Annotated in this window: 23 protein-coding genes and 1 riboswitch; of the genes, 9 read left to right on the forward strand and 14 right to left on the reverse strand. The window is 49.4% G+C overall.

Going from position 1 to position 23,817, the window contains the following annotated elements; translation table 11 throughout:
• Window positions 1–445: 445 nt before the first annotated feature.
• On the reverse strand, window positions 446–1,360 hold the full coding sequence (locus tag AT705_RS14515; protein WP_058797114.1) for a ketopantoate reductase family protein: 915 nt from the start codon (window positions 1,358–1,360) through the stop codon (window positions 446–448).
• Complete coding sequence (locus AT705_RS14520) at window positions 1,353–1,706, reverse strand: VanZ family protein (RefSeq protein WP_208856739.1); 354 nt, start codon at window positions 1,704–1,706, stop codon at window positions 1,353–1,355. Before AT705_RS14520 ends, AT705_RS14515 begins: the two co-directional genes overlap by 8 nt.
• A 169-nt stretch (window positions 1,707–1,875) precedes the next feature.
• Between AT705_RS14520 and AT705_RS14525 the strand changes: the two genes are divergently transcribed.
• Both AT705_RS14525 and AT705_RS14530 read left to right on the forward strand, forming a co-directional pair.
• Window positions 1,876–2,358, forward strand: a complete 483-nt coding sequence (locus tag AT705_RS14525) for a YajQ family cyclic di-GMP-binding protein (protein WP_049863200.1) — start codon at window positions 1,876–1,878, stop codon at window positions 2,356–2,358.
• A 105-nt stretch (window positions 2,359–2,463) separates the two neighbouring features.
• A riboswitch (cobalamin riboswitch) is annotated at window positions 2,464–2,645 on the forward strand.
• Between the two features lie 39 nt (window positions 2,646–2,684).
• Window positions 2,685–4,556 (forward strand): TonB-dependent receptor domain-containing protein, encoded by a 1,872-nt coding sequence (locus tag AT705_RS14530; protein WP_058797115.1) that lies wholly within the window; start codon window positions 2,685–2,687, stop codon window positions 4,554–4,556.
• Window positions 4,557–4,613: 57 nt separating this feature from the next.
• On the opposite strand, the gene msrA is transcribed toward AT705_RS14530, so the two are convergent.
• From msrA to AT705_RS14545, 3 genes are read right to left on the reverse strand one after another with little or no spacing between them, the layout of a single operon-like run.
• Window positions 4,614–5,147 carry a peptide-methionine (S)-S-oxide reductase MsrA gene (gene msrA, locus AT705_RS14535; RefSeq protein WP_058797116.1) on the reverse strand — a complete coding sequence of 178 codons (534 nt, stop codon included), beginning with the start codon at window positions 5,145–5,147 and terminating at the stop codon, window positions 4,614–4,616.
• Window positions 5,147–8,257: an efflux RND transporter permease subunit gene (locus AT705_RS14540; RefSeq protein ID WP_058797117.1), complete on the reverse strand. Its 3,111-nt coding sequence runs from the start codon at window positions 8,255–8,257 to the stop codon at window positions 5,147–5,149. Before AT705_RS14540 ends, msrA begins: the two co-directional genes overlap by 1 nt.
• Before the next feature lie 3 nt (window positions 8,258–8,260).
• A complete protein-coding gene (locus AT705_RS14545) occupies window positions 8,261–9,310 on the reverse strand; it encodes an efflux RND transporter periplasmic adaptor subunit (RefSeq protein ID WP_058797118.1) in 1,050 nt (349 codons plus the stop codon).
• 245 nt (window positions 9,311–9,555) lie between these two features.
• Between AT705_RS14545 and AT705_RS14550 the strand changes: the two genes are divergently transcribed.
• The 5 genes from AT705_RS14550 (at window position 9,556) to AT705_RS14570 (ending at window position 13,885) form a co-directional block, all read left to right on the forward strand.
• Window positions 9,556–10,272, forward strand: a complete 717-nt coding sequence (locus AT705_RS14550) for a DUF2982 domain-containing protein (RefSeq protein WP_058797119.1) — start codon at window positions 9,556–9,558, stop codon at window positions 10,270–10,272.
• Between the two features lie 12 nt (window positions 10,273–10,284).
• Complete coding sequence (locus tag AT705_RS14555; RefSeq protein WP_058797120.1) at window positions 10,285–10,617, forward strand: hypothetical protein; 333 nt, start codon at window positions 10,285–10,287, stop codon at window positions 10,615–10,617.
• 141 nt (window positions 10,618–10,758) lie between these two features.
• On the forward strand, window positions 10,759–12,444 hold the full coding sequence (locus AT705_RS14560) for an Lcl C-terminal domain-containing protein (protein ID WP_058797121.1): 1,686 nt from the start codon (window positions 10,759–10,761) through the stop codon (window positions 12,442–12,444).
• Window positions 12,444–12,983 (forward strand): Lcl C-terminal domain-containing protein, encoded by a 540-nt coding sequence (locus tag AT705_RS14565; protein WP_049863204.1) that lies wholly within the window; start codon window positions 12,444–12,446, stop codon window positions 12,981–12,983. Before AT705_RS14560 ends, AT705_RS14565 begins: the two co-directional genes overlap by 1 nt.
• Before the next feature lie 176 nt (window positions 12,984–13,159).
• Window positions 13,160–13,885, forward strand: a complete 726-nt coding sequence (locus tag AT705_RS14570; RefSeq protein ID WP_049863205.1) for a YggN family protein — start codon at window positions 13,160–13,162, stop codon at window positions 13,883–13,885.
• Here AT705_RS14570 and AT705_RS14575 read toward each other — a convergent pair.
• The 7 genes from AT705_RS14575 to zapB are packed head-to-tail and all read right to left on the reverse strand — an operon-like array spanning window position 13,872 to window position 19,008.
• Window positions 13,872–14,714, reverse strand: coding sequence for an amidohydrolase family protein (locus tag AT705_RS14575; protein ID WP_058797122.1), 843 nt, complete (start codon window positions 14,712–14,714; stop codon window positions 13,872–13,874). The genes AT705_RS14570 and AT705_RS14575 overlap by 14 nt on opposite strands.
• Entirely contained in the window at window positions 14,711–15,439 is a 729-nt protein-coding gene (locus AT705_RS14580) for an SDR family NAD(P)-dependent oxidoreductase (protein ID WP_058797123.1), read from the reverse strand. The genes AT705_RS14575 and AT705_RS14580 overlap by 4 nt, the downstream gene beginning before the upstream one ends.
• Window positions 15,440–15,448: 9 nt before the next feature.
• Entirely contained in the window at window positions 15,449–15,943 is a 495-nt protein-coding gene (locus AT705_RS14585; RefSeq protein WP_049863208.1) for an FKBP-type peptidyl-prolyl cis-trans isomerase, read from the reverse strand.
• A gap of 41 nt (window positions 15,944–15,984) precedes the next feature.
• Window positions 15,985–17,478, reverse strand: a complete 1,494-nt coding sequence (locus tag AT705_RS14590) for a transglycosylase SLT domain-containing protein (protein ID WP_237113738.1) — start codon at window positions 17,476–17,478, stop codon at window positions 15,985–15,987.
• Window positions 17,479–17,527: 49 nt separating this feature from the next.
• Window positions 17,528–18,493: a hypothetical protein gene (locus AT705_RS14595; RefSeq protein ID WP_058797125.1), complete on the reverse strand. Its 966-nt coding sequence runs from the start codon at window positions 18,491–18,493 to the stop codon at window positions 17,528–17,530.
• On the reverse strand, window positions 18,494–18,781 hold the full coding sequence (locus AT705_RS14600; RefSeq protein ID WP_010383298.1) for a cell division protein ZapA: 288 nt from the start codon (window positions 18,779–18,781) through the stop codon (window positions 18,494–18,496). It lies immediately after the preceding gene.
• Window positions 18,781–19,008: a cell division protein ZapB gene (zapB, locus tag AT705_RS14605; protein ID WP_010383296.1), complete on the reverse strand. Its 228-nt coding sequence runs from the start codon at window positions 19,006–19,008 to the stop codon at window positions 18,781–18,783. The genes AT705_RS14600 and zapB overlap by 1 nt, the downstream gene beginning before the upstream one ends.
• Before the next feature lie 223 nt (window positions 19,009–19,231).
• Here zapB and AT705_RS14610 point away from each other — a divergent pair, with 223 nt between their 5' ends.
• Entirely contained in the window at window positions 19,232–20,068 is an 837-nt protein-coding gene (locus AT705_RS14610; RefSeq protein WP_058797126.1) for a 23S rRNA (adenine(2030)-N(6))-methyltransferase RlmJ, read from the forward strand.
• 3 nt (window positions 20,069–20,071) lie between these two features.
• Here the strand turns inward: AT705_RS14610 and AT705_RS14615 are convergent, their stop codons facing one another.
• Window positions 20,072–20,875 (reverse strand): substrate-binding periplasmic protein, encoded by an 804-nt coding sequence (locus tag AT705_RS14615; protein WP_058797127.1) that lies wholly within the window; start codon window positions 20,873–20,875, stop codon window positions 20,072–20,074.
• Window positions 20,876–21,024: 149 nt separating this feature from the next.
• On the opposite strand from AT705_RS14615, the gene AT705_RS14620 reads away from it, so the two are divergent.
• Entirely contained in the window at window positions 21,025–22,302 is a 1,278-nt protein-coding gene (locus AT705_RS14620) for an EAL and HDOD domain-containing protein (protein ID WP_058798016.1), read from the forward strand.
• 24 nt (window positions 22,303–22,326) lie between these two features.
• On the opposite strand, the gene AT705_RS14625 is transcribed toward AT705_RS14620, so the two are convergent.
• Window positions 22,327–23,814, reverse strand: coding sequence for a Ppx/GppA phosphatase family protein (locus AT705_RS14625; RefSeq protein ID WP_058797128.1), 1,488 nt, complete (start codon window positions 23,812–23,814; stop codon window positions 22,327–22,329).
• Window positions 23,815–23,817: the final 3 nt, after the last annotated feature.

A 23,817-nucleotide genomic window follows, 5' to 3' on the forward strand; every position in this document is an offset into this window, starting at 1 on the left:
TGCTGGTTGAATGGGTGAATATATATTACCTCACACATGGGTAATTATTCAGTTGGGTTCAGGTGTTACAAAATAGACTTTTGTCTAATCGATAAGAAAAAATATTTCATGTTTGCCGTATCTATAGTTGGACTGGATACTAAATTAGTCTCCATTATCGAACCATTTACATGCTCTTTATTCACGCGCATCATTTGACAATGAATAATTCATGCATGGTCTGTAGCGTGACAAATGTGTCATTTTATTGCTTAACGTGCGCTGTTGGTCTGGGTGTGCATAAAGTGACGCTGCATCATGAAAGACGATTGTTGTAAAAACTGCAGATAATCTAAATAAAAATCATTATCTAAAAATTTGAATTTTATGAGTCCGGGGTGCTTTTTGGGCGCTCAGGTTACTTTTTACAGAATAAAGTCGTGAAAATAGAGCACTGTAAACGGGCTTAATACGACTTATTGATGGTGTGCAGTGACTGTACCTGCTTGAGCAGGCGAGCATTGTGCGGGGCTGTGATCCCTAATTGTATTGCCAGCTCGTTGACATAACCACACATAGCATCTATTTCTGTACGTCTGTGGTTGCTGACATCCTGAGCCATTGAAGAAAAGTTGTCAGCCGTCAGGGTCATGACCTGGTAAGCGCGCGTCAGCTCTTCGCTGAGTTTTAGTGGTACGCCAATATGATTGGCAATCGTGCAGGCCTCATTTAATACAGATAATACCAGGCTGGCATAGCAAGGCGCACGTAGGCGACCATTTTTGAGTCCGGTAAGGGCACTGAGTGGATTGATGGCCAGGTTGACACACAGCTTTTGCCATCGCAATAGCTGAATATCATAGGTCAGCTCTGCGCCTTGCAATGCAGGTTCAACGAGATGCTTAAATACCCTTTGTGCGCGCTGCTGTGCCACTGGGTTACAGGGGCCGAATAGGCTTTTGCCGGGGCCGGTATATTCAACGGTTGTACTGTCAGGCTTCCACCCACCCATACTGGTAGAAAGAAAAAACAATCCCTGCTGAGCGTCAAGTGTCTCGATGATGGGCGTTAACGCCTGGATCCCGTTGTGGCTCAAAATGACATTGGCATTCTGAGTAAGGTGAGGCTTCAGAGACATAAAGGCATGAGTAAGCTGATAGGATTTAACCGGAATAATACACAGTGAAACAGGCTGTTGTTGTTGCGCCAGAACTTGCCAGGTCACGCACTTCACGGCCAGCTGCTGGCGCTTTAGATGCGTTTGAAAAAATACCGCCTCAGTAGGTGTTCGGGTGATTAGGGTAACCTGATGGGTACTCGCCAGTTTTTCGGCCAGCAACAGGCCTACTGCCCCTTTGCCGACAATAAACAGCTCAGCCATATGATTTGCCTGTTTTGCGATAATAAATCCAATAGGCAACAAAGTAGCTGACAGCGCCCGCAAGATCGGCAATAAAGTCACCCCAGGAGGCTTGGCGATAGGGGAGTGAATCTTGCATCCACTCAATGCCAGCACCGTAGAGTGTTAACAGCACGAGATGAAACCAGATCTTAAAGCGAAACGCATGGTGAGAGAAAAATGCCAGGATGAAAAACACTCCAAAGTGGGCGACTTTATCGGCGTGTTCAAATCTAACAATTTGATTGGTTTGGATCTCTTTGGCAAACAAAAAGGTGCACACGGCCAAAGAGAGTAACAACAGGCATTGATAAAGTCGACGCGCCACAAATACTTCCAAATCATTAGGGGTGAAAAATCCAGTATATCATTGAAATCTGAAAATGGGATGAAGCTACGTAATTCCGTTCCGAATTATAAAACGTGTGTTCAAAGGGTAGTCGCGCCGTGGCCCTTGGGTTGCTATAATCCGGGAAAACATTATCCAGGAGCTAGATATGCCTTCTTTTGACATTGTGTCTGAAATTGATATGACTGAGGCGAGAAACACTGTTGACAACGCTGATCGTGAACTGAGCACGCGTTTTGATTTCCGTGGTGTAGAAGCCTCATTTGAGCTGAACGACGAAGTGATCACGCTGAAAAGTGAGTCAGAACAGCAGGTGATGCAATTGTTCGATATGCTGGTTGGGAAAGCCGCAAAACGTGGTCTGGACGTTGCCAGCTTCGAGCTAAAAGCGGTTGAAAAGTCGGGTAAGTACGTGTCACGTAAAGTGATGCTGAAGCAAGGTATCGACAAAGATATGGCAAAGAAAGTGGTTAAGGCCATCAAAGATTCGAAGATCAAAGTGCAGGCTTCAATTCAGGGCGAAACGGTACGTGTGACTGGTAAAAAGCGTGATGATTTGCAAGAAACCATGCAGTTGATCCGAGGCGCCGAGCTTGGTCAGCCTTTCCAGTTTAAAAACTTCCGGGATTAATCACGTAAGTTCCACCTTTCTTGTGTTTGGCATGTTAAAGATCAATAAATATTTTTAGCATGCTAGACGTCCGTTGCTTTTTATTCCCAAATCTCCGACAATAGCGCCAATTTTTCAGGGTGTCAGATCAGGAGCCTGGAGTCTCTTAAAGATCTGAATAATCGGGAAGCTGGTGCATGCCATAGGAACAGGCATTAGTCCGGCACTGCCCCCGCAACGGTGAGCTTATCGCAACCAAGAGGTTGTGGTAGGTAAGTCCGGAAACCGGCCCTGAAGCACACTCATATAGTTGTAGTTCACGCGGTGGGCGTGGATCAGGGGAACCCATGTTTAAAAAATCTACTTTAACCACGGCCATGCTGGCTGTGCTGCCTTTCTCTGTGTTGTCAGCGCAAGACATTGAACATATCACGATTACAGCGAACAAATTTGAACAAGCCAGTGTGGATACGTTGACCTCTGTGGCGGTGGTTGAGCGTGCTGAAATTGAGCGTGCTAATGTGCGTGATGTGCCCACCTTGCTTAACAATTTAGCAGGCATTGATGTGGTGCGAAGCGGTGGTTATGGCCAGAAGACCAGTGTCTTTGTACGTGGTGCTGCCACTAAATATACCTTAGTGTTAGTGGATGGCGTGCGGATCAGTGATGCCAACTCGGGCGATGTATCTTTTACGAATATTCCGGTAAACAGCATTGAGCGCATTGAAGTACTCAAAGGCGCACGTGCGGCCATTTATGGCTCTGACGCCGTTGCCGGGGTGATTAACATCATTACCCGTGAACAGAAGGGCCATCAACTGGCACTGACTTCGGGCAGCCGTAACTATGGCGGCGCTCAGTTGGCTGGCCAATTTGAGGCAGATAAGCTGACAGTGAATTATCATTTTGGTTATGAGAGCACTGATGGTTATGACGTGACAGCCAAAGATCCCGCAGCACCGCGCTCTAAAGAGCATGACAGTGACGCTTATGACAACACCAATATGGGCATTAAACTGGGCTACGACTTGGCGCAATACGGCCAACTTGCGCTCTATGCACAGCGTAGTGAGGGAGAAGCGGATTACGATGCCTCCTTTGGCAATGATGCGTACAAGTTTGATAATCACACCACTAAGCTGGCGTGGCAGAAGCAATCGGACGTATTGATCCAGGAAGCGTCTATCAGTCTGGCCCAGGAAGAAAATACACAATTCCTGTCGGTTGTACCAGATGGCACACAACCACCACCCAATGATGTTTACAGCACTAAGCGGGATGAAATTGAATACCGCGCACGCTACAAAATGACACCAGCTGTTCAGCTGATGGGCGGTGTGAGTCGTCTGAATGAGGACCTGTCTTCATCAAGCGCGCAATTCTCGATTGCAGAGCGCGATAATACCGCTGTATTTGCCGCTGCATTTTACGACGACAAGCGCTGGTTGCTGAATGCAGTCGTGCGCAGTGATGACTATGAACATCACGGACGTGCGAATACGTATACGGCTGATGTTGGCTTCAGAGCATCCGACATCGTCACCTTTCGGGTAAATCATGGCACTGCATTTCGTGCCCCCAGCTTAACCAATGCGTTTGTCAAAGACAGCCCCTGGTATTTGCCTAACATCGAAATTAAGCCGGAAGAAGGTACCTACAATGAGTTAGGTGTGACGGTGGAAACGGCCTCGGTACGCTATGATGTGGCCATCTTCGATAACCGCATTGATAACCTGATCAGCAACGAATTTGACGCGCAAACAAACAAGTACATTCCTGCTAATGTGGGCCGTGCGCACATGAAAGGAATTGAGTTAAGTGCACAATTTTCGGCGCTGGGCCTGGAGCATGCAGCCAATCTGACCTTTCTGAATGCCAGAGACAAAGAAAAGCGCGAAGACTTGCCTCGCCGCGCTGGCAAAGCGTTTAACTATGTTCTGTCAAAGCAGTGGGACAAGCTGGATGTGAGACTGGCGATGCAATACCGTGATAAGCGTCCGTCGATCAGCTACTTTGATACCGATCTGCCGTCTTACACTGTCTTTAATCTTAGCGCCAACTATCAATTGCTTGAACCCGTTGCACTGACAATGAGACTGGAAAACCTGACTGATAAGGAATACTTTACCTCAGTGGCCAGTAAAACGGCCGACGGTACCTTGTTACCTTATGAACCGCCGGGCAGACAGGTCTATGTAGGTACTCGGATCACCTTCTAAGTAGAAGGGGAGTAAAAAAGGAGGCTTAGCCTCCTTTTTTGATCTGAAGTACTGAATTCACGAGTCGAGATGCTCAGCAAACTTCTCAGCGAATGCGGCTAGTTTGGGGGCTATCATCACGCTACAGTAACCCTGGTTGGGGTTATTGGTGTAGTAATCCTGATGATACTGTTCTGCCGGGTAAAAGTGCGTGTTGGCCGTCACTTCGGTAACTATCGGCGCACTCATAGTGGGGGATAATTGCTCAATATAGTGCTGAGTTAATGCCCGTTGCTCTTCTGAATGATAGAACACTACGCTGCGATACTGAGTGCCAATGTCATTGCCCTGACGGTTCAGCTGGGTTGGGTCATGGAGCGCAAAGAACATAGCTAATAAAGCTGAAAAATCGATCTGCTGAGGATCAAAGCTGATCTGGACCACCTCGGCATGACCGCTTTGGCCGGTGCAGATCTGCTCGTAGCTGGGGTTGTCGGTGTGGCCGCCGGCATAACCAGAAGCCACGTTCGTGACGCCTTTAACTCTGCGAAAGGCGGCGTCGATACACCAAAAACAGCCTCCACCAAAGGTGGCAATACACTGATTCATCATTATATCTCCCGTTCCTGTTGTGTTTGAGGGTGAGCATCATGTTGTTCAAGCAGCTTGTCACTGGTGGCCTGTGGTGACTGAGTGCGGCGTGCAAGCATGCTGTACGCACAGGGGATCACAAACAGGGTTAAGATGGTTGCGACACTGACCCCGGCAAACACCACCACCCCAATCACCATCCGGCTTTCTGAGCCCGGACCCGACGCCAGCACCAGTGGGATGGCGCTCATTACCGTCGTCAGAGAGGTCATAATAATGGGTCTGAGTCGCTGTACAGCAGCATCAATAATCGCCTGTTCGAATGCAACCCCTTTGTCTCTAAGCTGGTTGGCAAACTCAACGATCAGAATACCATTTTTAGCACTGAGGCCAATCAGCATGACAATGCCTATCTGGCTGTAAATATTCAGTGAGCTGTCAGTGGCGTACAGACCAAACATGGCACCCACCAGGCCCAGTGGCACCGTCAGCATGATCACCAGAGGGTGAACAAAGCTTTCAAACTGCGCAGCCAGCACCAAGAATGTCACGGTCAGGGCCAAAATAAAGACATAGGTCATGGCCGATGCCCCTTCATAAAACAGCTGGGATTCGCCCTTATAGTCGATGGCACCGTCAATGTCATTTTCTTCTGCAGCGACCTGGTTCAGGAAGTCCAGCGCCTGCTCCAGTGTGTAGCCAGGTGCGAGGTTAGCCGTGATGGTGATTGCACGCATTCGATTGTAGCGATTCAGGCGAGAGGCCGTGGCTTCTTCACGAATGGTGATCAGGCTATCCAGCGGCACCAACTGATCGCTACGCGAAGTAACATAAATGTCAGCAATGTCATGGGGGGCGCTGAAATCGGCCTTAGTTCCTTTGAGGATCACATCGTATTCCTCACCTCTATCTATGAAGGTGGTTACACGACGCTGGCCCAGCATGGTTTCAAGCGTGCGGCCAATGTCACTGACAGAGACGCCCAGATCGGCGGCCTTTAGCTTGTCGATACTGATTAAAAATTGTGGAAAGGTCTCTTTATAATCGTGGTCGAGTCTGACCAGGCCCTGGTTGGTGCGTGCACGTTTTAGGATACGATCCCGCCAGTCGACCAACTCGTCGTAGTCATTGCCTTGCAACACGAACTCGATGGGACGAGACTGACCCCCACCCCCTATGCCACGACGCATGATAGCAAAGGCGCGCACATCGGTGACATCACGCATTTTACCGCTTATTTCACCCATGACTTCCCAGGTTGAACGTTTACGTTCGTCCCAATCTGGCATGCCCACAATCGCGACGCCGCCACGGCCTCCCCAACCAGGCACCCTGACCAGCACGCGGCTCAGTTCTTCCTGTTCAACATAAGGCAGTAAACGCTGCTCAATTTCCGCCATATTAGCCGCGTTGTTTTCGTAACTGGCCCCTTCAGGGCCATTCATCATGATGAAGAAGGTGCCGCGGTCTTCTTTGGGCGTTAGTTCTGAGGGGATCTGTTGAAACAGCGCAAAGCTGGCAAAACCGGCCAGTGCAAGGGTCAGGAGCAGGCTATAGCGTCGGGTGATGTTGTCGCTGATCACATTGCGATAGCCAGACTCGAGGCGGCTAAACTGTCTGTCCATCCACTGCGAGAATTTGCTTTCTTTATTACTGGCCTTCAATACTTTAGAACACAAAGCTGGTGACAAGGTGAGCGCTGTGATACTCGAGAAAATCACCGCCGCACTGACGGCTAAGGCAAATTCGGTAAACAAGGCACCAATGCGTCCTTCCATAAATACCAGCGGGACGAACACCGCCACTAACACGAGTGTGGTGGCGATAATCGCAAATCCGACCTCGCGGGCGCCCCGGTAGGTGGCCAGCAATCTGGGTTCACCCAGTTCGATCCGGCGATGGATGTTTTCCAGCATCACAATGGCATCATCAACCACCAGGCCGATGGCGAGTACCAGTGCCAGCAGAGTGAGTAGATTGATGGAATATCCCATGGCGAACAGGAAGGTAAAGGTTGCGATCAGTGCAATCGGCACCGTGATAGCTGGGATCAGAGTAGCGCGAATGTTACCGAGGAACAGAAATATCACCAATACCACCAGGCCCATGGCTATACCCAAGGTGCGATACACTTCAATGATGGACTCGCGAATAAACACCGATGAGTCATAGCTGTCCTGAATGGTGGTCCCTTCAGGCAGGTTACGTTTGATTTTTTCCAGTTCCTTGCGGGCATTGTCGACCACATCCAGGGTATTGGCCTTAGCTTGTTTGACAATGCCCAGGCCTATCATGTTTTTGCCGTTACCACGGAAGGTGCTTTCCACATCGGCCGCTTCGAGGCGCACATCGGCGACTTCACCCAGTCTGACCAGGTAGCCCTGTGCACCGCGTTTGATCACCAGGTTGTCAAAGTCTTCCTGAGTTTTGTAGCTACGTGCAATACGCACCGCGAAGTCACGATCCAGAGACTCAATTTCCCCGGCGGGAAGCTCGACATTTTCGTTCCGCAATACTTGCTCAATGTCGCTGGCGGTGATGTCTCGGGCTGCCATAGCACGCCGATCCAGCCAGATCTTCATGGCATATTTACGTTCACCACCGATACGCACGTTTGAAACACCATCAACCACCGCCAGTCTGTCAACGATAAAGCGCTGAGCGTAATCGGAGAGTTGCAGTGTATCCATGGTCTCACTATTGAGCACAAACCAGGCTATCGGACTTTCATCGCTGTTCGACTTGGACACCTCCGGCGGGCGCACTTGCTCGGGTAACCGGTCCAGAGCACGTGATACACGTTCTCGCACGTCATTGGCTGCGGCGTCGATGTTGCGGTCTATGTTGAATTCAATGGTGATATTCGAGCGACCATTGCGGCTGGAAGACGTGATACTTTTTATGCCTTCAATGCCTGAAATGCGATTTTCCAGTACCTGGGTGATCTTGGTTTCAACCACTTCGGCAGACGCGCCGGTGTAATCGGTGCTGACACTAACAACAGGGGTTTCGATATCGGGATATTCGCGCAGCGGCAACATGGTAAAAGCCACTAAACCAAAGGTGAGCAGTAGCAGGTTGATTACGATGGCAAAAACGGGCCGCTTTACGGCAGTATCTGTGATCCGCACGATTTACCCCTTAACCACAACGGCACTGCCGTTACGAATTTTGGTGGTGCCTTCGGTGATCACTTGCTGGCCTGCAGACAGGCCATCGACAGCAACCCAGCCCTGGAAACGAGATAGCACACTAACTTGTTGTTGTTTGGCTTTGCCTTCACTGATGGTATAGATGAAATGTTTGTCCTGTCTTGGGATCAGGCTCTTCTCCGGTACCATCAGCGCGTTAAGCTCACCCAAAAACAGCGATACGTGTAGCAACATGCCGGGTCTGAGCTGGTCTTGCGGGTTGTCAAAGCTGGCTGTGACGCGAATACTGCGAGTGCTGTCATCAATACGCGGGTCGATATGTGTAATGATGCCTTCAAACGTCTTATCAGGGTACGCATCACTGGCGGCCGATGCACGCATCTTAAGCTGGAGCTGTGCCAGATATTTTTCCGGGACCTGAAAATCGACTTTGATGATGCTGATATCATCCAGTGTCGCCAGCACACTGTTGTTGTCAACAAAACTGCCTACAGACACCAAACGTTGACCCAATATACCGTTGAATGGGGCATAAATGGCCATTTCGGCGAGTTTAGTCCGTGCTGTTTGCAACTGAATTTCCAGCGCATCGACGACGGCATGCTGGCTGTCGAGTTGGGAGCGGGCTGCGGACTGGGTTTTGGCCAATTCTGTCAAGCGTGTTAACTGACGGTGTTCTTCTTTAAGGTTGACCTCTAACTCTTGCACTGCCAACTGTTCTTTAAGATCTTGCAGCTGGGCAAGTTTATCGCCACGCTTCACTCTGTCTCCGTCATCAAAATACAACGCACTAATGTAATCGCTTTGTGCGCTGGTGACATTCAGAGCATGATTGGCGCGTGCTGAGCCAATGGCATTTATTGTAATATCCCGGCTCTGTTGTTCTATCGTGACAGCGGCTACTTGAGTTGGTGCGCCAGAAAATGATTTACTATTACCATTACTGGCGGGCAAATAGAGATAGCCGCAAAGGGCAATAAGCACTAAAATTATAAAAGGAAAGAGGGCTTTACCCGATTGACTGGCGCGCATAATTGATTCTCGTTGACTGCGGGGCTTTAGTGTACAAAAATTCCAAATAGAGCAAATCGTCGAACGTCCTGTATATTTGTGCGTTAACCGAAAAGCGAGTTCCCAAGTTCGTTAAATGTGGAATTTTGTACCCAAAAATTAAGGCGTTATGAAAAAATCCAAGCCATGCCCAAGATGTTTGAAAATACGTAAAATGGTGTTCTGGGGGATCATTATGTACGGTTTTTATTTGTGGTTTTATAGTTATGGTTGAGCCGGTCAGATTACGTGCGCTGGCTAATCGCCACAGCATTGAGTTTATGCTGGTTGGTGCAATAGCGCTGATTGTTATCATGGTGTTTGTCACCTTAAGGGCGACGCCGATCTCTGTGCTTGAAATTGCACTGGCGAGTGCCGCGATTGTTGCGATTATGCTGGGCTTCCTGAAGAGCCAGCAACCCTATTATAGTATTGAAATGAGCCCCGGGCAGCTGGTGTATCACCACAAATTTGGTGAACTCTTACTTGAGCATAGTAATTTTCATTCCAGTGGGGTGCCAAGTGTCACTCAAGGAGTTGAAACGCTTGAGTTAAATGTCGTAGGTATTAAACTAAAGGATATTGATGTATTTTTATCCCACCTGACGCCCAGGTTGGCTGGAAAATTACTGATAGAACAGCGGAATATTTTTTTACAAGCTGTTAAAATACATTGCAGTAATGGCAATTGCCCATCAGAATGGTTGATAGAAGAGGCGAGTTACACCTCAGAAAACGGTCAGCATTATTCTGGATTAATGGCGATGTTTGCAAACCGGATGCAAAACTTTAAGATGCTGACAGGCTACGATTTAATGTTGCCTGCCAATGTACTGGACAGGGATATCTGGCAATTTGCCACTGTCATGAATCGTTGGAAGTTAACACCCGAAGAGGTGGTCAAGAACTTGCATAGTGAGTTGGCTACCTCAGCAATGAAGTAACAGGATAGATAGATGAGCTTTGATAAAGCTTTTATTAAAAGTGGTCGCAATACCCTTATCCATAAAGAGAAAAAGCTCGATTTAGTAGTCGTGAACGGAGAGAATCACCCGAAAATTAAGGTGACTCCTACTGGCTTGCTGCCGTTTAAAGAAGAACTGCCAAGAAACCGTCGCGAGGCAAAAGAGCGTTACTTAGAGGTAGTTCACGTGGCCAGCGTGGATGTGTTCGGTGAAGTTAAGAGGCTGTTGTTTATTCAGGCGCTTGATGGGCGTGAGTATAAGGTAGATTACAGCAAGATAGGCACAAAGTTGTTTGTTCGTATCCACCAGGATAGTTATCTCTAAGCTTTTCAAATGTTCACCACTTTGCACGTACAGTAGAGGCGAGCCTCGTCTGTTGCGCACACTCCCCTGGCATAGACCAACTATTTTGTTGGCAGTGAACACATCACTGTGCAACGAATAAGTAACTTTTTAGGAGTTACCATGCTGAAGAAATCAGTACTGGCTTTAGGGCTTACAAGTGTCTTAAGTGCATGCGGCGGGGGCTCTGATGGTAATGAAAATCCGACAATCAGTGTTAGCGTTAACGCCGGCTCGGACATTACCGTCAACGAAAAGACAGAATTTACACTTAAACCTTTGGGTTCACCTTCCGGTGGGGTGTTTAGCTGGCAGATTGTTTCTGGTCCGGCTGTGGAAGGCTTTCCGCAAGAAGGTGAAGAGCTGGCGGTCACTGCGCCGGATGTAAAAGGAGACAGCGAAATAGAGCTTAAGGTGAGCTATATGGCACCTAATGGCACGTCGGCCAGTGACACTCTTATCGTGAAGGTGCTGTCAGTTAATTTACTACCAAGCGCCAAAATTACCCAAACTGCACCTGAAGACGGCACCGCAAAATATGCCGATACCATTACCTTGTCTGCGGCAGACTCCAGTGATAATGACGAAAATGGCCGCATCGTGGCGTACCAATGGAAAATGCTTGAAGGACCCGCCACGGTTAAAGCTGAACGCACCGATCAGGTTACGCTGAGCTTTGTTCATCCCTTATTAGCTGAGGCGGATACTGTAAAGTGGCAACTAACTGTCACAGATGACGAAGGTGCCAGTGCAACCTCAAGCACGCAACTCTCTTTGGTGGCCAATGATGAATTAGTACTGGCTAATGCCGGGAGTGATCAACAAGTGCAGGAGCTGGACACCGTAACGCTTGATGCCAGCAAAAGTGTCACGGTTGATGGCCAGTTTTCTTGTCTGTGGGAGCAGGTGAGCAATGGCAGTACAGTGACGCTGGCTGATGAGCGAGCTTGTAAAACCACGTTTATGGCGCCGCTCAAAAGTGGCAATCAGGCCACCTCAATTGATTTTAAAGTGACGGTAACCGACAGTGCACAGCGCACTGGTTCAGATACGGTGAACATTGAAATTCTGCCCAAACCCCTGGGTAAGTTGAATGATACCGGGACCGCCAAGTGTTATAACAACAGTACAGAGATCAGCTGCGGGGACACCGATTTTCCTGGTCAGGACGCCGAGCTCGGACGTGACGCCGTGGTGCAGTTTCTACCTAAAAGTGGCCAGGGTAACCAGGCCTTTGACTTTACCAAATTCAGTGCTGAATTTGAGCCGTTGACAGCCGATGCCACAGACTTCAGTTGCGTACTGGACAACGTGACAGGCTTGATTTGGGAGGTCAAAGAGGTCACCGCAGGGATATTGCCCAATACCAGTGAACGCAATGCGCAAAACCATTATACCTGGTATCTCACCGAGGGGGCCAATGTGACACCGGGTGCCGCAAACTCAACGTGTCCACAAGACACACACTGTGGTGTACAAGCTTTGATTAGTGCCGTTAATGACGCCAGTTTCTGTGGTGGTAACAACTGGCGTTTACCGACCTATATGGAACTGGCTAATTTGCTGGATCATAATAGTAGTGGTGATTACTTACTCGACCCTGATTATTTCCCGCATGTTCCGGCTGAAGTTTTGTTAGGCCACCAGTATTACTGGACTACGCAAACCAGTGTGGACGGCACCGATGGCAAAGATGATAACCTGGTTAGGGCGCTCGTCATTGATATGAAAACAGGTAATGATGTAACACGCAATAAGTCACAGACTGCCTATGTCAGGCTGGTTCGTCGTTACGGGGAGGATGACTAATGAATAAAGTGATTCTATCTATCGTCGCGCTGGGTAGTGTGAGCGTTAGTCAGGTCGTCAGTGCATCGCAAATTTGTGCGTCTGAAGGGCCTGTGCCAGACACAACGCCTTCGGAGCAGTTTGTGGTCAATGCCGATGGCACGGTATGTGATAAACAAACTAATTTGATGTGGCAACGTTGTACATTTGGCCAGGTGTACAATAGCGAGAGTAGCAGCTGCGATAACGTTGCACAGGAGTTAAGCTGGCAGCAGGCATTACAAATCGCCAGTGCCCAGGAATTTGCGGGTTACAATGACTGGCACTTGCCGAATGTGAAGGAGCTCGCCAGTATCGTTGAGCATCGCTGCGTGAAGCCTTCCATTAATGAAACCATTTTTCTGGCGACATTGGAAAAAAATTACTGGTCCAGTACCACCGTTGAAGGGACACCAACGAATGCCTGGTTGTTTTCTTTTGGGGATGGCAAGGTCAGTAATGTGTTTAACAAAAGCGCTCAGGCCTATGTCAGGTTGGCCAGATATGCCTTCTGTGAATAGCAGCTCCGGTTAATCGTCCTGTGTTCATGCCGTTAGGCGCAAAAATTGGCCAGTCCTGCCGCAAACTGGTGGGTTGGCCGCATTAAATTTGCTACGCTCACGTTATCTTAAGGTGGAGGTAGCACGTGTTCTCCCTACGTATAATACAATTCCTATTACTACCCGTACTGTGGCTGATGTCCACATCGCTTCAGGCTGCCGGAAAATGTGATGTTGAGCTGGGCCATGGTCTGATCATCACGGATTCAGAGATCCGGATTGTGGATAAAAACCAGACCCGGGTGCAGATTAATAATGACAATCAGCTGCTGATTAAGGGAAAGTGGATCCGTCTGAGTGATCAGGATACGCAACTGCTGAACGAGTATGCGCTTGGGATCCGCGATACTGTGCCTGAGCTGGTTAATCTGGCCACCGATGGTGTGAATTTGGGTCTGAGTGCAATAGAGCAGGTCGTTGAGGGGATGTCTGACAACGACCCTGAGGTGTTAAAAACTCAGCTGCAATATGTTGAGCGTGCCTTGATGGACAAGTTTAAGCGGGGCGAGGACTTCTATTTTATTGCCCCTCAGTCGCTGTCCAAAATTGATGACTTTTTTACTAAAGAGATCAGCGAGCGTATCCACTCTGCGGTACATGGTTCTTTGGGGGCAATTTTAGTGTCGGTAGGGGACGCATTCAAAGCTCGGGAAGGTAACATAGAAGATCGTTTCAGTGATATGGGTCAGCGTATGGAGATCATCTCCAGTGAGATAGATAAATCTCTGAAAAAGAAGGCCTATCAGCTGGAAGAAAAAGCCGACGAATACTGTGAGTGCCTGAATGCGCTGGATAAAACAGAAACCCGTCTGCAAAGCATCGTGCCCAGTCTGGCGGCCTACGATTTAGTTAAGATCCGTTGAATCCATACCAGCGTTTGGCATTGGCATAACTGAGCTGATGCCACAGTTGCTCATCGTGTTGGCACAAGGCCTGGTAGCGTTGCCAAAGCGCTTCATAACTATGTTGAATAAGACATACCGGATGGTTTGACGCAAACATCACCCGCTCGTGGCCAAACAGGGCCAGTAAGCTGTCTAGTTGGGCTTGCAACGGCAAGGACTGGTTCAGCAATTCGTGCCCGGAAAATTTGATGGCGCAGTGCGGTAGCCGTGACAGCTTTTTGGCATTGTCCTGCCAATTATCGCCCTGACCGACTAAGCCGCTGTGGTTGAGGACAATCCGCAGTTGTGGCAGTTGGTGCCCAATGTCATACAGACGTTGCACTACGTCCTGGCGGGTGAGCTCAAACTGGGCTTCAAAGTGCAACCCACACTCACTGAGATAAGCCAGGTTATCGGCAACCTGGGGATTGAGCAGGCGTATTGCATCCTGACCTTCAGTAATATCCCGAATGGCAACCAGGTTAGGGTGTTTCAGGGCATCCAATTGGGTGCGAAAGTGTTTGGCCGAGGCATCTATCTGCGCGTAGCTTACCGCTTTGTAGCGCGGGGCTGGTAATATCTCAGCCAGCCACTCGAGTTCACGTCTTGGCTGGTCGTTATCAAACCCCGCCTCGATATGTACACACCCCTCAAGGCTAAAACCGCTCAGGTTAAATAGCGCTTCGGGGAGGTGGTCCTGACGGATCAGATCCAGGTTTGGCCAGGGGGGCGGGGAGTGTTTCAGCCAGTGATATTGACCCTGCTGGAGTGAAAAGAAATGGAGGTGCGGGTCAATAATCTTATTCATCGTGCTGTATATCCGCCGTCTATGGTTTGCAAACTGCCAGTAATAAAGCTGGCGTCGGCACTGAGTAAAAACGCCACCAATGCTGCAACTTCATCCGCCTGACCGAGTCGCCCCAGAGGCTGAAGCGCGGCTTCTTCGGCAACAATCGCTTGCTTATCCGCCCCACTTTTGTCGCAGTAACGGTCGATGGCCTGATGAAACAGGGGGGTCTCTATGGTACCTGGGCACACTGCATTTGCACGAATATTGTAGCTTGCGTAATCCAGTGCGGTGGTTTTTGCCATAGATGCCAACGCTGCCTTGGTCAGATTGTATGCAAAAGAGTTAGGTTTGCCAACCAGCGCCTGATCCGAAGAGATCAGTACGATACTGCCATCACCTTGTGTCTTCATGGTTGGCAGCACTGCCTGAATGGCGCTGTATGCGCCTTTGACATTCAGGGCAAAAAGTTGATCCAGGGTGTCTTCATCGGTGTCTTCTATGGTGGCGCTGAGATGCTTACCGGCATTCGAGACGAGCGCATCAATGCGTCCTGTGGTGGCAATAATCTCAGCAATGGTGCGACGTACAGCGTCGACGTCACTGACGTCACAGTGACGATAGTCACCATGCGCTGCGCTTTGAATGTCCAGATTAAAAACCTGATAACCCTGATTGAGCAGACGTTCGGCAATGGCTTTACCAATGCCGACGCTGCCACCGGTTACAATGGCAACTTTTTGCATATCTATTCCTTAATGGCTGTGACCGCAACCGCCTTCGGCATGCACATGACCATGTGCGACTTCTTCGGCTGTAGCTTCACGCACAGAGAGAATCTCGATGTCGAATGTCAGTGTTTTACCAGCAAACGGGTGGTTCAGATCGCAATCTGCATTGAAGCGGCCCACTTTGATGATTTGTACCTGGTGACGACCCTGATTTGATTCAACGATCGCGGTCATACCTGGCTTCCAGACTTTGTTGTTGCCCAGACCTTGCAGGTGTTTGATTGGGATGCGCTGAGTCAGTCCTTCCTGGTATTCGCCATAGGCGTCTTTTGGCTCCAGCGTTAAGGTCAGTTTATCGCCCGCGGCTTTGCCTTCCAGCCCCGCTTCCAGTCCAGGTAACATGCCTTCGGCACCGTGCAGGTAAACGAGTGCGTCTTGTCCGGTGCTGGTTTCCAGCTGCTCATCTGCTTCGCTCAGCGTGTAGTGGAACTCAACCACCGTATTTTTTGCGATCTGCATAGTAATCTCTATATTTTCGTAGTGTTGTAGTGACAGGCATTCTACGGATCGCGTTTCGGCTTGACCAGTGTTTTTAACTCATCCAGGTAATCTTTAGAAGCGTCAGTCCCGGCACCTGCTGGTGGTGTTGAAGCGGCTTCAACCGGCAAATGCAGGATCAGTGTATCGCCGGGAGAAAGCAGGCTTTGTGTAGTCAGCTGATTCCAGTCGAGCAGATCTTTCATTGGTACCTGATACTGACGGCTGACAGCCCACAAAGAATCGCCATCCTGGATCACATGATGCTTTTCATAGGTTGCCACTTTTGCCGGTCGTTGTTGCTGCAGATAGGGGCTAATCTCATAATCCACTGTAAGATCGTCCTTCGCACGGGCTCTGTGAATAAGGAGCATTTCGCCAACTCGGATCAGATCCCGGGTTTTGTTATTGAGCTGTTTAAGCTGTGCCACACTGGTATTATGGCGTCTCGCGATGCCATACAAGGTGTCATTGAGCTTAACCTGATAATGCGTACTGAACTGGCGACGATAGAAGTCAGTGGCAAACAACTGTTGCTGATCCATGGGCAGCAGGACCTTAAATGGGCCATTGGTCGGGCTTTGGTGGCGCAGATATCCGGGATTGAGTTGATGTAGCCGTTGCTTATCAATATTGAGTAAGCTGGCAAGAATACCAAAATTAAATGGTTGCCCGACATCCAATACCGTTGTTTGTGCCTGATTCGCCAAACTGGGGCGTTGCAGCCCGGTCTGGGGGTGTTGCAACAGGTAGCTCAGCGCCAGCAACTTGGGTACATAGTCGGCGGTTTCTCTGGGTAACTTCAGGTCCCAGAAGTGGCTAATGCGATTGTGCTTTTGATTGTAGCGAATGGCCGCTTTGACGCGCCCCTCGCCACTATTATAGGCCGCCAATGCATGTAACCAGTTGCCATTAAACCTTTGTCGCAGATACTGTAAATAGTCGAGTGCAGCGTCGGTTGCAGCCAATACGTCCTGACGCCCATCATACCAGTCATTACTTTGTAACCCGAAGTGGTAAGCGGTGGCATCGACTAACTGCCAGACACCGACAGCCCCCTGGGAAGAGCGTGCCGTCGGTCGAAAGTCACTTTCGACAAAGGGCAACAAAGCGAGCTCCATAGGTAACTTACGCTGTTCGACTTTCTTCACTATGTGGTAGAGATAAGGGGCAGCACGCTCATTGACACTTAACAGGTAATTCGGTTGTGACAGGTACCATTCGACGCGTTTTTGCAGTCGTGCATTGGGCGAGATATCAAAGCTCAGATTCGCCGCGATGTATTGCCACAACTCCTGATATGCTTGTGACTGCTCGGTGATCGCTGGTAAGGGGGGCGGAGTTTCCGGTTGTGTTGTCACAACGGATGGTGCTGCCTGGGCTGGCTGATTCAATACCTCAGTGATCTCAGTCGGGGTTGCGTGCTGAGGTGCAGTGCTGAGACATGCCGTCAGCAGCATTGAGCATAATACGATGACACCGCAGCGTAACGGGCTAAATACGCGCCACCAAGACATAGAAAAATCGGCCTGAAATCCTCATAAGCTTCACTATACTGGCTGACGATTATTTATTCAAAGCCTTCTTGTGGCTGAGTACTTTAATAGCCTGAGTAAAATGTTGCGTCAGTTGCACTTCATTGTATGCCTGGTTCTGGTACAGAGTAGTAACACGCTGTGGCATCTGAGTGTTGCTTTGGGCCTGTTGTTGTGCCAGATCCATAAATGTGATTGGCAGTGCCAGTTGTTGTGCTTTGTAGGGCTTACCAAATGCGGGCATGACCCATTTTAATGTGGGTATGCTTTGCAGGGCTTGCAAACTGTGTTGCCAGGTGGCGTGGCGCACATAGGGAAGCAGGTTTGCACTGTGTCCGGCAAACAGTGCGCCGTGCTGCGCACTGAATATACTGAGATCATGGCCGCTTTGGCCTTTAAACTGGGTAAGTTGAAGTGTCAGACCACCGAGTTCAAGTGTTCGGGGTTGTAAGGATGGGGCTGTCAGGGCGATACTCTGGAGTGTTTGCCAGCGGGCCAGCCGTTGCTTGGCTAGCGCTACGCGCTTTTGCCACGGAGTCTGTTGCTCTGCCGGAAGTTTACTGAGCCGCTGTTCACTGAGTTCGATGCTTTTCGCAAAGTTGGCGAGCTGTGTGTCTAGTGCTGTGCGCATCGTGCGTTCATTCAGCTGTGGAGCGTCTGGCAGGTGGACACTGGCATCCGGAAAGGCCTGTTTAAGCAAAGCCAGCCCGGTGAGCTGGCGCGTCTCGCTTGACGTCGCAATCAGATGACAGAGCGGGGTAGTGAGGCGCGCCTTAAGTTCATTGATCAGCTGCTCCAGTGCAACAAAATCGCCGTGGCTGTCAATTAGGGCACTGCAGGTATTGCCTTCGATTAAAGCCATATTGGGCAAGATATTGCGCGCTTTGGCTTCGGGGGCGATGAGTGTGATCTGTGGGGAAACCGTGTGCCAACTGGCGGCGATGACGGGGGGCGTCAGTGTTAGCAGGAGAATGAAAACAGAGAGCAGGCGAAACACCTAATTGCTCTCTACTTGAGTACTGATACGTTGCGTGAGTTGCTGCAGCGTTTGCTGGGCTTGTTGGGTATCACTTTGCAGTGCCAGCAACTCATGACACAAGTGCAATGCAGCAAGCAACAGGGCGTTGTGATCGCTGCGCACGGTGTCGCGTTGACGCATTTCGTCAACCCGGCCATTTAGCAGGTCGACGGCGTCAATCAGCGCTTGTTGTTGTCCTGGCGTACAGGAAAACTGATGGCTTTTTCCCAGCAGGGTGACGGTGACCTGTTCGGGCGACTCTGACATTAGCCTGCCTGACTAGCACTCTGCAGTTTTTCTAGCAGCCCACTCAGCGTTGAGCTGGTTTCTTTTTGTTTTTCTTCGCTTTCTAGCACTTCCAGCTGAAGTGTCTCATTTTCGTCAATTAGCTTGCTGTTTTGTTCTTTCAGTGAGTTTACCTGTTCGGTCAGTGTATTGTTTTGTGCAATAAGTTGATCAATCAGTTGCTCGAGTTGAGGGAGAATTTCTTTCATATTAAATGCGCTCATTATCACTGTGTTTATGTCATGCAAATGTAAAGCAAAGTGGGCTGCAAAGCTAGTGATTAGGGCAGGTTATGCTGATTTTTGTCTCGTTTTGAGCGATAATGACAAATACTAACTAATTTGTTCATTTATGGTTCAGCTATTGAGGTAACAAAGTGCCTCTACAGGCGCCTATGAGATGAACAATGCCCACCTAAATTAGGAACGGATAATGCTCAGTTATCGACATTCATTTCATGCAGGTAACCCTGCCGATGTTATTAAACATCTGGTACTGGCACAAGTGCTGGAGTACATGACACGTAAAGACAAGCCTTTTGATTATATAGACACGCATTCAGGTGCTGGACTGTTTGAACTCGCGGCCAAAGATGCACAAAAGACGCAAGAGTATTTACAGGGCATTGCCAAGTTGTGGGCGTATGCCGGTCAGGTCAATGCCATTCGTGATTATGTGGATGTCGTCAAGTCACTGAACCAGGATACACTGGCGTATTATCCTGGATCACCAAAAGTCGCTGAACAGTTTCTGCGTAAACAGGATAAAGGTTGGTTTTTTGAGCTGCATCCGCAGGATCTGAAGTTGCTGGAAAAAAACACCGGGCATAAGCGTTCTTTGCGTGTGAAAGGCGAAGATGGTTTTAAGGGCTTAATGGGACTGGTACCCCCTCAATCTCGCCGTGCCTGTGTGCTGATGGACCCGCCTTATGAAATAAAGTCGGATTATGAAGTGGCTGCTCGCTCAATCATCAAAGCGCACAAACGTTTTGCGTCAGGTACTTATATGATTTGGTATCCAGTGGTCGAGCGCGCCCGGATCGATCAGATGGAGCAAACCCTGATTGAATCTGGGGTGCGGAATATTCAGTTGTTTGAACTGGCTACTGAAGCCGATACTGAGGAACGGGGTATGACGGCGTCGGGCATGATAGTTATCAACCCACCCTGGACCCTTAAAGCGATAATGGATGAAGTGCTGCCTGAGCTTGTTCAGCACCTGTCTTCAGAAACGGGGTTTTTCCGCAGCGAACAGCTGGTGGCGGAATAAGTTTCACTTGTTGCCCGGTGTCTGTCCGGTAGCAACGCGTTGCAGGTAGTCGGTTTCGATCCGGGTGATTTGCCCGGTGTCGCGCAATGTCTGGATCGCCCTGTTGAGTGCCGGTAACAGGTGGGCGTGTTCAGCGCGCAGGCGAATATGTAAGGCACCATGAGAATGCAGCTGGTTAAAATGCAGCGCTACATTATTCTGAGCAGACCAATATTGGGCGGGCAGATCGCCTATAATAGCGATATCGATCCGCCCTTTGTTTAGCGCTTGGATTAGGGCGCGCTCAGACTCAAAGTCAACCCGGACAAACTCATTGTCGTCATGGTAATAATAACCTCTTACTGTGCCCACTATCCTACCCACCAAACTGTTAATTGGGGTCGTGGCGACGCGTGTGACCACATACTCACGAATGGGCAGCATGGGGTCAGAAAAAACAAATTGTGGATCGGTGAGCTGTGAGGCTTTCAGCCAGGCTGGGCTGATCAGGTCAAAGTCAATTTTGCCTGATGCCAGATAGCGGTTAGTACGCTTTGTGGGTAACACAATATTTTCGCCTTCAAGTGCCGACTGCGTGAGGATCCGTGACACTAACTCAGGCAGTATACCTGGGTGCTGTGGGTCGTTGGTGAAGTAGGGGTAGAAGGTACCTGAGCCACTGATACTGTATTTTAAAGTGACTGCTTCGCGAGTGGCGGGTGTGTCAGTACGCTGGTCAACAGGTGCGGCGAGGACGCCCTGGCCAGATAAAAGCCACGAAGTAAGTAAAAGCAGGATGCAAAAAGGCGAAATAAGTGTAAAACTCATAAGACCTATGATAGTAAAAGAGAGGCGGTCCCGGCAACTGCCTGATGCACACTTTCATGTTCCCCCAAGTAGTGAGAAAATAGTTTGCTCAGGGGCCTGAGTTTTCATATGCTGGGACAATGGAAGCCTTTAAAGTACAAGAGTTAAGGATGTTAATGAGCGGTCATATTGCCAAGTCAAAAAAAGACGCGGTGCAATATATTGCACGCCAGGCCATTTTCAATCGTGAACAGAGCGTGGCTGCCTATGAATTGTTGTATCGGGACTCACATAATAACGCCTTTCCAATCGGGGTCAGTGATGGCCAGGCGACAGGACGGTTGTTTTTTAACTCTCTGCTTTTTATTGGTGTAGAACGGCTTGCCGCAGGCGTGCCTGCATTTATCAACTTGTCAGATGAAACTTTGCTTCAGGAGCTTCCAAAGTTACTTCGGCCTCAGGGACTGGTGATTGAAATCGTTGAACGTTCAACCAATCTCGATGAGCTGGTGATGACCGTCACGAAACTGAAAAAGTTAGGGTATCGCTTTGCGTTAGATGATTACGACGGTGACGAGCGTTGGGAAGTCTTATTGCCGCTGATGGATTACATCAAAATCGAAGTACTTGAGCCGGTGATTAAAACCACCATGATGCTGAAAAAGCTTAAGCGACGTTTTCCCTCCACCAAAGTGATTGTTGAGCGTATTGAAACCCTGGAGCACTACAGTTTTATTAAAAGTGCCGGGGCTGATTACTTTCAGGGCTTCTTCTTTGCGGTGCCTGAAATGCTTAATCATGGTAACGTCGAGCCCTCTAAAATGGTAGTGCTTGATTTATTGCGTTGTACCGCCAAAAAATCCCTGTGTTTCAAAGAAATCCAACAAAGAATTGCCAAAGATCTCAGCCTGACCGCGCGGGTACTAAAACTGGCCAATGCCAAAGCCGGGGAAGATAAAATCGAGATCCGCTCGATTGCACAGGCTGTGGTCTATCTGGGCGAGGATGCAATTCGTCAGTTTGTTAAAGTACTGGCTTTAAGTGAGTTGGGGGCAGATAAGCCCAGTGAACTGACGAAGCTGGGTCTGGCGCGGGCGAAGTTTCTTGAACAATTCTTGCTGCCGGGTGGCGATGAAATGGCACAACAAGGCTATCTGATTGGTCTGATGTCGGTGCTAGATGCGGTGCTGGATGTGGAGTTGTCGGTTATTGTCGATGAGTTCTCACTGGATCCAGATCTCAGCAGTGCGTTGCTGAGTTATAAGGGGTTGATAGGTGGCGCATTGCGCCTGGCGATTGAAGTTGAGCGCAATAATATTCAGGAAGCTGAGCTGATCCTCAATGCGATCCGCCCGGCATCCAGCCTTGAACTCCTCTTCTGCCTGGCGTTGGACAGCCGGGTCTATGCCGATGAAATTTATGCTGTCGTGAAAGAGGAAGTCGCCTGAGCCCGCTAACCGGGCTTGAGTCTGTTAGCCCACGGAGGGGAACATCAGCGTCATATTGAGGGTTTTCCAGTAGGCTTGCTCCTGTTGAAGATCAGCCACAAACAGGGAATGTTGGGCGAGCCAGTCAGGCTCGAATGTAAGCAGTAAGCTATCGTCCATCGCCTCCAGTGTAAATTTGGCAACCTGATCGATTTGCCGTTTTTGGTGTACCAGAATAGCCAGTCGCAGTAAGGTCAGTAGACGGGCAAAATGGGTCAGATCGGCCTCGACCATAGTTGACAGTTCAGTGCGTTTGATTTTCTTGCGATGAAAACGGATCAGGGTGCCCAGCAGCTGCTGTTGCTCCTGAGTAAAACCGGGCAGCTGTGCATTGAGCACGATATAAGCGCTGTGTTTGTGGATCCCTGAAGAGTTAATCGCTAACCCTACTTCGTGCAATCTGGCGGCCCAGCGCAGCATTTGCAGGTCGAATTCACTGAGCCCCCAGTTCTGGCGCACCATGTCGACCATCTGATGAAGTGTCTCGCAGATATGTTCAGCATGTTGCTTATCAACGGCATAATGCTCGCCGACTGCACTGATGGTGCGGGTGCGAATATCAAACTCATCATTTTGCGCCATCTCCTGTAACAGGCCTTCACGCAATGAGTTATCGCAATAGGTTAGCTCGTCAATATTGAGCTGTCTGAATGCCCCGATCAGAATCGCCAGGCCGCCGGCAATGCTGGCATAACGCTCCTCGGGTAACGCTTTAAGGTTGAGTGTATGGGGAGAGTCGGCCTCAATCAGACGTTGTTTTATCTGCTCCAGCACAGCCAGGGTCAGGGTATCCTGGGCAAATAACTCCTGGGCTATGGCAGACAAGGTTTTGATGGTGCCGGACGTGCCGATACAGGTTTTCCAACCGGCTTTACGGTAGCTGGCGGAGATGGCCTCAATGTTTTGTTCAGCTTTAATTTCGGCTTTGGCAAAGCGTTTGGCTGTCATTTTCAGGTCTTGAAAATACCCGTTACTGAGCGTGACACAGCCGATATTACGACTGGTGAGTAATTTGTGATCCAGGTGTTTGCCAATGATAAGTTCGGTGCTGCCACCACCAATGTCAATGACCAGGCGGTTATCCTCACTATGAATGTGGTTTGCTACGCCCTGATAGATAAGGCGGGCTTCTTCCTGACCAGAAATGACGTTGATTTTAAAAGGAAATGCTTTTTTTGCTCGGGCCAGAAAATCACGTATATTGCGACAATTGCGCAGCGTGTAGGTCGCGACAACCTGTACGCTGTGCTTATCAAAATCCTGTAAAGTGGCGGCAAACTGTTGCAGTACGTGCAGCGCCCGTTCAATGGCTTCCTCGCTTAAGTTGAACTGTTCGTCCAGACCGGCGGCCAGAAACACACGCTGCTTTTCTTTGTGCAACAATTGCAGACGACCATCGACTTCCCGCGCGACGACTAAATGAAAACTGTTCGAGCCTAAATCAACGGCCGCGATGGAAGGGTATGTGGTCATAAA

The sequence above is a fragment of the Pseudoalteromonas rubra genome (assembly GCF_001482385.1).
GTDB lineage: Bacteria > Pseudomonadota > Gammaproteobacteria > Enterobacterales > Alteromonadaceae > Pseudoalteromonas > Pseudoalteromonas ardens.